Below are 11,940 nucleotides of genomic sequence, written 5' to 3'. Positions count from 1 at the left end.
CTGGTCGTGCACCGCGACAAGAAGCCGACACCGCCCGGTCACTGACACACATTCATCCCCACTACGAACGGAAACGCTTCTATGCAGCTCGGACTCATCGGTCTCGGCAAGATGGGCGGCAACATGCGCGAGCGCATCCGCCGCGCGGGCCACACCGTTGTCGGCTACGACCGCGACCCCGCCCTGTCCGACGTCACGAGCCTGAAGGAGCTGGTCGGCTCGCTGGCCGCGCCGCGCGTGGTGTGGGTCATGGTCCCCGCCGGCGGTCCGACCCAGTCCACCGTGGACGAGCTGGCCGAGCTGCTGGAGCCGGGCGACATCGTCGTCGACGGCGGCAACTCGCGTTGGGCCGACGACGAGAAGCACGCGGCCGACCTCGCGCAGAAGGGCATCGGCTTCGTCGACTGCGGCGTCTCCGGCGGCGTCTGGGGCCTGCAGAACGGCTACGCCCTGATGTACGGCGGCTCCGTCGAGGACGTCGCGAAGGTCAAGCCGATCTTCGACGCGCTCAAGCCCGAGGGCGACTTCGGCTCGGTCCACGCGGGCAAGGTCGGCGCCGGCCACTTCGCGAAGATGGTCCACAACGGCATCGAGTACGCCATGATGCAGGCCTACGCCGAGGGCTGGGAGCTGCTGGAGGCCGTGGACAGCGTCACTGACGTCCGCGAGATCTTCCGCTCCTGGAAGGAGGGCACGGTCATCCGCTCCTGGCTGCTGGACCTGGCCGTGGACGCCCTCGACAAGGACGAGCACCTGGGCAAGCTGAAGGGCTTCGCCGCGGACTCGGGCGAGGGCCGCTGGACGGTGGAGGCCGCGATCGACCACGCGGTGCCGCTGCCCGCGATCACCGCCTCGCTCTTCGCGCGGTTCGCCTCGCGTCAGGACGACTCCCCGCAGATGAAGATGATCGCCGCGCTCCGCAACGAGTTCGGCGGCCACGCCACGACCGCGGCCGCCAAGCCGGACTGAGCACGACACAGGCAAGCACGAGACAGGCACAACGCATGAACGCACTCATCCTGCTCCGCCACGGCGAAACCGCGTGGAGCCGCAACGGACGCCACACCAGCCGCACGGACATCGACCTCACCCCCCTCGGCGAGCAACAGGCGCGCGCCGTCGGTCCCCTTCTGACCACACGACCTGTAGCATCGGTGCTCATCAGCCCGCTGTCCCGGGCACGACGGACCGCGGAACTCGCCGGGCTTCCCAACCCGATCGTCGAGCCCGATCTGCACGAATGGGACTACGGCAGCTATGAGGGGCTGACCACAGCGCAGATCCAGCAGACGCACGCGAACTGGAACCTGTTCACCCACGGCGCACCGGACGGCGAGAACGCCGACCAGGTTGCCGCCCGAGTGGATCGTGTGCTGGCGCGGATCGACGCCCTACCTCCCGCCACGCTGGGGGGCGACGTCGTGCTGGTCGCCCACGGGCACGTACTTCGGGTGCTGACGGCGCGACGCCTGGGCCTTGCGCCCCAGGCCGGTGCCGGCTTCCGGCTGGAGACTGCGGCCGTCTGCAGTTTCGGCACCGAACACGGCCTGCCCGTGCTGACCGGATGGAACAGCCGGCCGCCGTTCCAGGACGGGGCCCAGCCTCGCCCCGTTCTGGAACGTCAGGGTTGAGCGCACGGAGTCCCGGCGTGACCGTTGGAACTCCCTGACCGGCTGATTCGGGCCCAAGCCCGGTCCGTCATGACTCCACGGGAGCCAGAGCACTTCATGCCTCCAACGAGCCGGGCAGCGGGCAGCGACGAGAGGTCCACCGGACGGGTGAGCACGCGGGGCACTGGCGTGCATCGGGTGGAGGACCCCGGCCGACAGGCGGCAGGGGCTGATTCAAAGTCCTCTGCAGGTCGGTGGGGTGGGTCCTGGGCCGGCGGGAGCCGTGTCGGAAGCAACGAAACTCCGGTTGGGCAGGTGACCGCCAAGTCGCCTGTGCCAACCGGAGTTTCGATGTGCCGCCAGTCTGCCGCCCCCTGCTCTGCACCCGTGCGTCGACTCGCATAGGGCACTCGTCTGGTGGATCGACTCTCATCGCTGCCGGATCCGCGTGACCGGCGCGGCCGGCGTCACCCGCTGGTGAGCGTGCTGCTGGTCGCGGCCTCGGCGGTGCTCGCCGGGGCGCGTTCCTTCCGGGCGATCGGACAGTGGGCCACCGCAGCCCCGCAGCACACCCTGTCCCGGCTCGGTGCCCGGGCCGTCGGCGTTCTCGGCGTGTGCCCCGCCGGGTCATCGGCACCGTCTGCCCAGGTGGCCCGGCAGACCTGACCGGCAGCGACCCGCTCGGGGCGGACACGCTCGCGGTCGACGGCAACAGCAGCCGCGGCTCGCGGCACGGTGCCGCGCCCGCCGCCCACCTGCTCGCCGCGATGACCGGCGCGAGATCACCCGCTTCGCGGCTCTCCTCGTGCCGTTCGACCTGGAAGGGGGTCGTCGTGACCGCGGATACGCTGCACACCCAGCGCACGCACGCCCGGTTCCTGGTCGAGGAGAAAAAGGCCCATCACGTGCTCGTGGTCAAGGCCCACCAGCCCGCTGTGCACCGCACGCTGCGGCAACCACCCTGGAGGGACGTCACCGCCCGGCACCACCGGCGCGGCACCGGGCACGATCGCCGCGAGACCCGGGTGACCCGCATGCTCACCGTCACCGACCTCGGCCTGGACCTCCCCCACGCCGCCCAGGCCGCGAAGATCACCCGCCACCGCGCCGACCTCAAAGACCGGGAAACGAACCCGGCAGACCCTCTACGCGCTCACCGACCTGCCCCACCAGCAGGCCTCACCGCAGCGGATCGGAGAGCTGGCCCGTTCGCAACGGACCACCGAGAACCGACTCCACTTCGTCCGCGACACCGCCTTCGGCGAGGACGCCTCCAAGATCCGCACCGGCCACGGCCCCGAGAACATGGCCACCCTGCACAACCTCGCGATCCACACCCCCCGCGACCACGACCACACCAGCATCGCCGCCGGCCCCCACCACGTCTCCCACGAGCCCTTCACCCGCCCGCTCGACCTCCTCAACATCCCGTGACCAGCCCAGACGCAAGATCACCAGCACTTTGAATCAGCCCTGCGACAGGCGGTTTGAGGAGCCGCCTCCTTGAGACGTTCGGCCCCATCTTCACCAGCGGTGGAACCAAGGCTGGCACGACGCCGCTCACCTGCACCGAGAGATCACTGTCCTCGGCTTCCCCTGGAGCACCCAGAGCAGTCGCCCCAGTTGCCGTCGTGACTGGGGTGGACGACGGTGGTCTAGGAACTGCTATGAGGCGACATTGCCCGGATATCTGGGCACGACCAATGCTGACGGTCAAGCGCCGAGGACGGGACTCATCGGCGTAGGGAAGCTGTTCTCCTGGAGAGCCTATGGACCACCGCTCGACCGTCGTGACACTGGCCGCGCTGGTTCTGGCTGGAGCAGGCTGCAGCAGCCCAGGGAGCGGTGCATCCACGCCCGGGGTCACGGCCACCACGGTCACCATTGGCAGTCATCAACCCCTGTCCGGGCCATTTGCCGCTGGATTCGGTGAGATCGCGCCAGCGGCCAAGGCCTACTTCGACTACGTCAACGACAAGGGCGGCGTCAACGGACGCAAGATCATATACGATTATCAAGATGACGCCTCCGATCCTGCCAACACTGTGACCGTCGTCCACAAACTGGTTGAGAAGGACAAGGTTTTCGCCATCTTCAACGGCTTCGGCACAGCACCACACCGGGCCGTCGTCGATTATCTCAACGACCAGAAGGTTCCCGATCTCTTCCCTGCCAGCGGTTGCACATGCTGGAACAATCCGGTCCTGCTCCCATACACGTTCGGCTGGCAGACGGATTCCCTTCGCGAGGGGAAGATCCTCGGCGCCTACGTTGCGCAATCCTTCAAAGGAAAGAGAGTCGCCTACCTGTACACGGACGACATCGACGGGAACCTTGGCGTGCGGGGGCTCGACAAGGAAATCCCCGCCTCATCTGTAGTCATACGACAGATCCACCCATCCGGCTCCCCGATCACCGCTCAGAGCGAAGCCATAGCCCAGGCCAGAGCCGACGTGATCGTCGCCTTCATCAGCCCCTCCGACACTGTGCTGCTGCGCTCCGCTCAGCAAAAGCTCGGCGATACCGCACGGTTGGTGGTCAGCTCAAGCGGTATCGACCTGACGACGCCTTCCGGTCTGCCGTCGTCCACGCAGGGCAACCCGCTCATCCAGGGCGTCGTCACAGACACTTTCGTGACGCCCTTCAGCGACAATTCCAGCGGTTGGACAGCCTTGGCGAAACGGGTTCACGCTCGGTACGAGCCGTCCGAGCCGTTCGACCAGTGGTTCCAGTACGGGATGGCCGCCGCGTACACCTTCGTCCAGACCCTCCAGCGTGCCGGGAAGAACCCAACCCGCTCCTCGCTCACCGCCGGTCTCCAGGAAGACGGGCTGGATCCCGGCCCCGGCCTGGCGCCACTTGACTACAGCCACACTTCGCACGGCGGATACACCGGCGCCCAGATCGCGTCGGTCAGGGGCGACACGCTCGTCCGGCAGGGATTGCCGGTCACCACCGACGATGGCACTGGCCCTGTGATTCCCTACACCCCGCCGCTCCCTGAGCCGCCGACCGGCGGCATCCCCACCCCGTAGGCAGGAGGCCAGGTGTCTCCTCCCGCGACGTCACTTGGCGGTCCTGAATCAACCCGCACTTTCTCACATCCGAGAAGCGTCGACTGCATCCGTCGCAGTCACCGCACGTCTGCGTCGCCCCCTGAGGCTGAAGCCAATAAGCTGCATGCGTAGGCATCGGGCTGCTCTGGTAGTAGCTCGGTCACCGCGCCGGAGGAATCCATGGCAGCTGTGTCGCCCCCAGGCCGCGACAGCGCACGCCGTACGGTCCGCCTCAGAGCCGGGGTCGCCGCCGCGGTGATCGCCGCCCTAACGGGCGGTCTCGGCGCATGCACAAGCGGAAGTCCGTCGAAGGCGCCGTCCTCACCTGCCGCCCAGACGCCGTTCGTGGTCGCCCGGACCGGGGACATCGACAGGCTCGACCCGGAACTGGCGACTGCGTTCCAAACGCAGCAGACCCTCAGCCTGGTTTACTCGACCTTGGTCACCACCAGTCCCAACGGGCTGATCGAACCCGGTCTAGCGGCCTCTTGGACCACGTCAGACAATGGTTTGACCATCTCGTTCTCCCTGCGGAACGGGGTGGTTTGGCATGACGGCTCCCCCTTCACCTCGGCCGATGTCCAGGCATCGATCCAGCGGATCCTGGACCCGTCCACCGGCGCTGTCTCCCGATCCAACCTGCTCGCGATCACGGCTGTGGACACTCCGTCCCCGTCGAAGGTGGTCCTGCACCTGTCCAAGCCCTCGGGGGCGCTGCTGTACTCGCTGGCTTCGATCAACTCATCGATCGAATCCAAGTCGAACATCGCCGCCGGCACTGTCGGCAAGAGCCCCGACGGCACCGGTCCGTTCGTTTGGAAGCAATGGGACCAGGGTCGACAGGTGGTGCTCACCGCCAATCCGGGGTACTACGGCGGCAAACCAAGGATCGGCACACTGGAGTTCAAGGTCATTTCGGACGAGTCCTCGATCCTTTCGGGCATGCGCACCGGAGCGTTCCAGCTGGGCCAGCTCACTGACCCCGGCGTTGCCCGGCAGGCCAGCCTCTCCGGGGAGGCGTTCCAGCTGGTGAAGGAGCCAGCACTGGCCTACCACGTCCTGATGCTTAACGGGCGCCGCGGGCCGCTGCGGAAGCAGCAGGTGCGGCAGGCCCTTGCCTGCGCCATCAACAAGAGCGAAGTCCTGCAGGTCGCCACGTTCGGCGACGGCACGGTCACTGGCCCGATCACCAGCCCGGCCTTCACCTACTCACCAACCGACGGCTTGCCCTGTACGCCTGGCGACACCGCAAAGGCCAAGTCGATGCTGTCCGCAGCTGGGTATCCCCACGGGTTCGCGCTCGCCACGATTGTCGAGACGGGCGAGTACGCGACGGGCGTCGCCGAGGCACAGGACCTCCAGGCGCAGCTGTTGAAGATCGGTGTGTCGATGGAGCTCAAGCAGCTGCCCACCGCTCCCTATGTCACCGCGTGGCTGGCGGGTGACTTCGACGCGGCGGTGGCGCTCAACGGCGGTTCGTTCGATCCCTACCTGATGTACGGGCGCTATTTCGGGACCGGCGGAAGTCTCGCCACGCCGGGGGGCTTGGATTCGCCGACTCTGGCCGGCCTGCTCGCCCAGGGCAACGCCAGCAACAGCGCAGGGCAGCGGCAGGCTGTCTACGGCAGGCTTCAGATGGAGTTGCTCAGCGAATCGCCATGGGTGTGGCTGTTCCGGTCGGATGACTACTATCTGGTCGGCCCGAAAGTCCAGGGTTTCGCCCCTCGCCCGGACGCATATCTCTCCTCGCTGGCTGAGGTCCAGTCCTACTGATCTTTGGTCCGCCCCGCAGAACGGGGCTGGGCTTCGCGCTTTCCTTGACGGTCTTCGCACGGATTCTGTCGGCTGTGGCCTGATCGCCGGAGCCGTCGCGGCGGCAGAGCCGTGAGGGTGTCGGCCAGGTCGGCGTGCGGGCAGGAGGATGATGCCCGGATCGGGGTCGGGACGTTTGAGCCGCCTGCCCTCCACATGCAGGTTGGGCGACGATACGGCAGACTTGGGCTCACAGTGCCAGGCGGCTGACCACGTCGTTCTGCGCCCCGCTGAAGAACGCGACGATCCATGAGGCGCAACCCGTTCCCTTCGGCCCCGGCGTACCGTTCTTCGCCGTCTGAAGCTAGGACGCGCTTCGGGCGCTTCAGGTTGCGGATATGGCACAAGCTCGTGGTCATCGCGATGGCGTTCCTGGTACCGCTTCTGGTGGCTGTGGCGTATCTGGTCAATCAGCAGAACGGCAGCATCAACGTCGCACAGCAGGAGCTGGCAGGCACCGCGTATCTGCGCTCCCTCAGCGCGTTGACGCTGGACCTGATCCAGTACCGCTCGGTGTCCACCGAGATTGCTCACGGCGCTCAGGTGGCGCCACAGCAGATAGCGGCCCTCCAAAGCGCCGTGGACGGTGACTTCACCCAGTTGAAGGGCACAGACCCCTCACTGCAGCGGCGCCTGGACGAGGCCTTGACCACTGCGGGCAAGGGCCAGCTCGTGTTCGCGGGCCTGATCGGCCAGTGGCAGGAGGTGAAGGCCGTCGGCCCGGATGATGCGCTCGCCACGGGCTTCACTCAGCAGTTGGTCGGCAACCAGCTGTCGCTGTACTCCTACGTGGGCGATGTATCCAAGATCAACCTGGATCCGCAGCCCGACACCTTCTACATCGGCTCCGCGCTGTCGGCACTGGAGCCTCCGCTGGTGAATCAGATCAGCTCCCTGGGCGATACGGTCGGCATCGCCGCCCAGACCAGGCACCCGGCTGACACGGACGGTCTCATCCAGGCGAGCGGCCTGCTCAGCCAGCAGCTCGGCCAGCTCAACGACGCCCTCAACCGGGCGTTCGACGCCACCCCGGCCCACAATAACGACACCGACCTAAGCCCCGCCTTGGCTCCCTTGCTGGACCAAGTGAGCACAACGGCCAACGGCCTCATCGGCATCGCTGACCAGCAGATCTCTGGCGGCTCTGCCCTGACCTTGGCAGGCGTCCAGGGTGGGACGGGCGTTTCCCCGGGTTCGTGGACACCGGTTGTCATGCGGCAACGACCAGCGTAGTTGATCGTTGTTCGTAGGTGACCGGGCTGATCTGGCCGAGGCTGGAGTGCCGCCGCCGGGTGTTGTAGCGGGTCACCCACCGGAAGACGGCGAGTCGGGCTTCGCGGGCCCCGTTCCACCGTTTCCGTCCCTGGAGCGTCTCGCGTTTCATGGTCGCGTTGAAGCTCTCCGCGGCGGCGTTGTCCGCGCTGGTGCCCACTGCGCCGCGCGATCTGGTCACGCCGAGCTCCGCGCAGACGTGCGCGAAGTCCCTGGACCCGTACTGGGCCCCGTTGTCGCTGTGGAAAATCGCCCCGCGCAGTCCGGCTGCGCCGCGGGCGGCCGCGGCGGCCCGCAGGGCGTCGGTCACCAGGGACGTGCGCATGTGGTCGGCGATCGACCAGCCCGCCAGCCGTTTCGAGCACAGGTCCAACACCGTGGCCAGGTAAAGGAACTGGCCGCCACCGATGGGCAGGTAGGTTATGTCGCCCACGTACCTGGTGTTCGGCCTGGCCGCGGTGAAGTCACGGTCCAGCAGGTCCGGCACCGGTGTCGCCGACGGCTCGGGGATCGTGGTGCGGACCTTCTTGCGCAGGTGCAGCCCGACGATGCCGAACGTGCGCATCACGCGTTCCACGCGCTTGTGGTTAATCCGGTCCCCGGCATCCCGCAGCTCGGCGGTGACGCGCGGAACCCCGTAGGTCCCGTCCGAGTCGGTGTGGATCCGGGCGATCCGCTCGGCAAGCTCCGCGTCCGCCCTCGCCCGTTCCATGCGCGCGTCCGCGCCGGCCAGCCACCGGTAGAACCCGGACCGCGAGACCTGCATCATCCGGCACAGCCGCTTCACGCCGTAGGCGTCCCGGTGATCCTCGACGAACTGAAAGCGGCTGCTCACCAGCTGGTCTCCCGGGCGAAATACTTCGCGGCCCTGCGCAGGATCTCCCGCTCGAGCTCGAGCTCCTTCACCCGCGCCCGCAGCTGCCGGTTCTCCTTCTCCATCGCGCTCGCCTCACCGGCCCCCGGCCGGGCAGCCGCCTCCGCATCACGCACCCAGATCCGCAGCGTCTCGTGGTTGACGCCCACGTCCTGGGCCACCGACGCGTACGTACCGCCCGGCGTGGCGTGGTACAGCGCGACGGCATCGGCCCTGAACTCAGGGCTGTACTTCGACGTCCCCAACGGGAACTCCTGTTCTACGGATCCTCGCGATCCAATGATCAGGGTGTCCACGACCTGGGGGAAGCGCCCGGACCGCGGACGCCTTGCGGACCGATACGCAGCTGTGGAACTCCTTGTTCGATCAGGAGGACCGCATGCTGCATTCGCGGATCAGCACGGTCCAAGGACACAACACGATCCTGCTGGTGACGATCGGCTCGGGACTGGCACTGATCATCGCTCTGACCACCTTGATGTCGCACCGTATCGCCCAGAACATCTCTCACGTGGCCGACGCCGCGAGAGCACTCGCCGCTGGAAAGCTCGAACGCCGAGCCCGCGTGACCAGCCGGGACGAGATCGCGTCGCTGGCCGACACCTTCAACACGATGGCCGACAACCTGCAGGAGAGCTACTCCACCGTCGAAGAGAAGGTACGTCTACGGACTGAGCAGCTGCACCAGCGCACCCGCTCCTTGCAGCTGCTGCAGGGCGTCGCGGCTGCCGGGAACAAAGCCAGCACCTGGGACGAGGTCCTCGCCGACGGGCTGCCCCTGATCTGCGCGTACATGGGCTGGCCCGCCGCCTGCGCTTACACAGCCGTGCCCGCACCTGAGCCTGCCCTCGCCACAACAGCGGACGCCTTCACGTCTGCCGCGGTCTGGGTCATGGCCGATCAGTGGCCGGAGTCTGTACGGGAGCGGCTGCGGGCCGCGCTCGACCGCGGGCCGTCTGCACTGACTGTGCGGACCCAGACGAGCGGCCGCCCACAGGGTCCGGAACGGCTGGGACCGGAGAGCGGCCTGACGCCGACGCTCTCAGAACAGACGGGGATCGCCGGAGCTGTGGGCTTCCCTGTGCTCCTTCATCAGGGGACCGGGGGGGTGGTGGAGTTCTTCACCACTACCCTCCAGCCGCTCGACGAATCGGCCATCAGCCTCATCGCCGGCCTGGTCAGTCAGCTGGGCCGGGTACGGGAACGGGAGATCGCCGCACAGGCACTGGAGTCGACGGCGCGCGAAGCCAACGCCGCCAACCGCGCCAAGGGCACGTTCCTTGCCACCATGAGCCATGAGATCCGCACCCCGATGAACGCGGTCATGGGGATGTCAGAGCTGCTGATGGGCACCTCGCTGAGCGACGAGCAGCGCAACTACGCTGAGATCGTCCAGAGCAGCGCCGACAGCCTGCTGACGATCATCAATGACATTTTGGACTTCTCCAAGTTCGAGGCCGGCAAGTTCGAGATCGAGGAAGTCTCGACCGACCTGCGTCAGTGCATCGAGTCCGCGTTCGACCTGATCACCCCCAGGGCCGACGAGAAGCACGAGCTCGACCTGGCCTTCGCGATCGACCCCGAACTGCCCGACGAAATCATGTGCGACGGCCTGCGGCTTCGCCAGGTCATCGTCAATCTGCTCAGTAACGCCATGAAGTTCACCGAGGCCGGTGAGGTCGTGCTGACCGCCGCACGTGTCGAGTCATCGGACGCCGGGACGCCGCTGCAGAGCCGCGCGCCCAGCGAGCAGGGAGTTTTCACCGTCCAGTTCTCGGTGCGCGACACGGGGATCGGCATCCCGTCGGAACTGATCGACCGGCTCTTCCAACCGTTCGATCAGCTGGATTCCTCCACTACTCGCCGCTTCGGCGGCACCGGCCTGGGCCTGGCAATCAGCCAACGCCTGGTGGAACTGATGGGCGGAACCATCTGGGCGGAGTCCGAGGTCGGACGGGGTTCCACGTTTCACTTCACGATCGTCACTCGTGAGACCCCAGCACAGCTCCGACAGTCGCGGGCCGCATCACGTACCGAACTCCAGGGCATGCGCATGCTGGTGGTCGACGACAACGCGACCAACCGCATGCTGCTGGCTCGGCAAGCGAACGCCTGGGGCATGCACGTACGTGCCACCAGCTCGCCCCAGGAGGCCCTGCGGTGGATCCGCGACGGCGACCCCTTCGACGTAGCCGTATTTGACCTGTGGATGCCTGAACAGGACGGCATCGAGTTGGCCCGCGAGATCAGTCGCCACCGCGCGAACCTGCCGATGATCCTCTTGACGTCCGTCGGCAAGCCCGATGCCAGCCCCGAGGATCTGGCGCTGTTCTCTGCCTGCCACACCAAGCCGATCAGGGCCGCCCTCCTCTACGCGAGCCTGCTCGCTGCGCTCCTGCCCGAGCGGAGCGCGCTGACCGAGCGCCGCGCGGTCGCAGACGAGCCCCCTGGGGAGGAGCTGAAACCACTTCGGATCCTGCTGGCCGAGGACAATAACGTCAACCAGCAGCTCGCCCTGCGCATGCTCTCCAAAATCGGTTACACGGCTGATGCGGTGGGCGACGGTGCCCAAGCGCTGGAAGCGCTGCGCGCAAAGCCGTACGACGTCGTCTTGATGGATGTCCACATGCCAGTCATGAACGGATTGACCGCTTCCCGGGCCATCCACCAGGAGTGGCCCAGCCACCAGCGCCCCCGCATCATCGCCCTCACCGCCAGCGCCATGCGCGGGGACCGCGAGGCGTGCATAGCCGCCGGCATGGACGATTACCTCACCAAACCCCTGAGCCTGAAAACCCTCGCTCACGCCCTGGCCCAGTACACGCCCGTGACTCCCATCTCTGCTGACACAACCGTCACAACCGGCTCCGAGGCCGCTTCCCCGCCGCAGCCGGAGCAGCAACCGGAGGCCGTCATGGCCGACAAACCCATCCTCAATTCCGCCACTCTTGGGCCACTGATCAGTTCGCTGGATGTCGAGTTCACGGCGCAGCTGATGGACGCGTTTCTCGAGGACTCGCCCCACCTGGTCGAGGAGATCCGGCAGGGTGTGCACAGCGGCGACGCGGAACTGGTGCACCGGGCTGCCCACACCCTCAAGTCCAACTGCAAGACCTTCGGGCTGGACCAGCTCACCCCCCTGTGCCAACGCCTGGAGAACCTCACCGCCGACGGCGGCCTTGACGGAGTCACGGACGTCGCCCGCGACATCGCGGCCTCCTATGCACTCGCTCGCGAGGCCGTGAGTCGCGCTCGCCAAGAGCTCAGCCAGGACTGAGCGCAGCAGCGTGAGCTTCTCGTGCCGGAACGGCCCTGC

At 67.1% G+C, this 11,940-nt stretch carries 9 protein-coding genes; 8 read left to right on the top strand and 1 reads right to left on the bottom strand.

Going from position 1 to position 11,940, the window contains the following annotated elements; genetic code table 11:
* Positions 1-81 precede the first annotated feature (81 nt).
* The 7 genes from gnd (at position 82) to BS83_RS01095 (ending at position 7,711) form a co-directional block, all read left to right on the top strand.
* On the top strand, positions 82-969 hold the full coding sequence (gene gnd / locus BS83_RS01120; protein WP_037599738.1) for a phosphogluconate dehydrogenase (NAD(+)-dependent, decarboxylating): 888 nt from the start codon (positions 82-84) through the stop codon (positions 967-969).
* Positions 970-1,004: 35 nt separating this feature from the next.
* The gene (locus BS83_RS01115; RefSeq protein WP_037599735.1) at positions 1,005-1,631 is read left to right on the top strand and encodes a histidine phosphatase family protein; all 627 of its coding nucleotides are present in this window, start codon (positions 1,005-1,007) and stop codon (positions 1,629-1,631) included.
* A gap of 396 nt (positions 1,632-2,027) precedes the next feature.
* Positions 2,028-2,276: a transposase family protein gene (locus BS83_RS44800; protein WP_198035082.1), complete on the top strand. Its 249-nt coding sequence runs from the start codon at positions 2,028-2,030 to the stop codon at positions 2,274-2,276.
* Positions 2,277-2,915: 639 nt separating this feature from the next.
* Positions 2,916-3,044, top strand: a complete 129-nt coding sequence (locus BS83_RS48170; protein ID WP_269664824.1) for a hypothetical protein — start codon at positions 2,916-2,918, stop codon at positions 3,042-3,044.
* Between the two features lie 335 nt (positions 3,045-3,379).
* Complete coding sequence (locus BS83_RS01105) at positions 3,380-4,645, top strand: ABC transporter substrate-binding protein (RefSeq protein ID WP_037599732.1); 1,266 nt, start codon at positions 3,380-3,382, stop codon at positions 4,643-4,645.
* Between the two features lie 201 nt (positions 4,646-4,846).
* Complete coding sequence (locus BS83_RS01100; protein ID WP_084713003.1) at positions 4,847-6,439, top strand: ABC transporter substrate-binding protein; 1,593 nt, start codon at positions 4,847-4,849, stop codon at positions 6,437-6,439.
* A gap of 390 nt (positions 6,440-6,829) precedes the next feature.
* A complete protein-coding gene (locus BS83_RS01095) occupies positions 6,830-7,711 on the top strand; it encodes a hypothetical protein (protein ID WP_037599729.1) in 882 nt (293 codons plus the stop codon).
* Here BS83_RS01095 and BS83_RS01090 read toward each other — a convergent pair.
* A protein-coding gene (locus BS83_RS01090) for an IS3 family transposase (RefSeq protein WP_157596645.1) occupies positions 7,689-8,869 on the bottom strand; the annotation gives its coding sequence in 2 pieces (ribosomal slippage) (positions 7,689-8,599 and positions 8,599-8,869; 1,182 coding nt in all). The two genes, BS83_RS01095 and BS83_RS01090, sit on opposite strands and share 23 nt — an antisense overlap.
* 113 nt (positions 8,870-8,982) lie before the next feature.
* On the opposite strand from BS83_RS01090, the gene BS83_RS01080 reads away from it, so the two are divergent.
* Complete coding sequence (locus BS83_RS01080; protein WP_157596695.1) at positions 8,983-11,901, top strand: response regulator; 2,919 nt, start codon at positions 8,983-8,985, stop codon at positions 11,899-11,901.
* The last annotated feature ends 39 nt before the right edge of the window (positions 11,902-11,940 follow it).

It is taken from the genome of Streptacidiphilus rugosus AM-16, from assembly GCF_000744655.1.
GTDB classification, from domain to species: domain Bacteria; phylum Actinomycetota; class Actinomycetes; order Streptomycetales; family Streptomycetaceae; genus Streptacidiphilus; species Streptacidiphilus rugosus.
The sequence above is the reverse complement of the archived record's forward strand: the minus strand, read 5'-3'. Positions and strand labels throughout refer to the sequence as shown.

Excerpts from the sequence above, each read along its gene's own strand:
- gnd (WP_037599738.1), top strand. The coding sequence starts at position 82 with ATGCAGCTCGGACTCATCGGTCTCGGCAAGATGGGCGGCAACATGCGC.
- BS83_RS01100 (WP_084713003.1), top strand. The coding sequence starts at position 4,847 with ATGGCAGCTGTGTCGCCCCCAGGCCGCGACAGCGCACGCCGTACGGTC.
- BS83_RS01115 (WP_037599735.1), top strand. The coding sequence starts at position 1,005 with ATGAACGCACTCATCCTGCTCCGCCACGGCGAAACCGCGTGGAGCCGC.
- BS83_RS48170 (WP_269664824.1), top strand. The coding sequence starts at position 2,916 with ATGGCCACCCTGCACAACCTCGCGATCCACACCCCCCGCGACCACGAC.
- BS83_RS01105 (WP_037599732.1), top strand. The coding sequence starts at position 3,380 with ATGGACCACCGCTCGACCGTCGTGACACTGGCCGCGCTGGTTCTGGCT.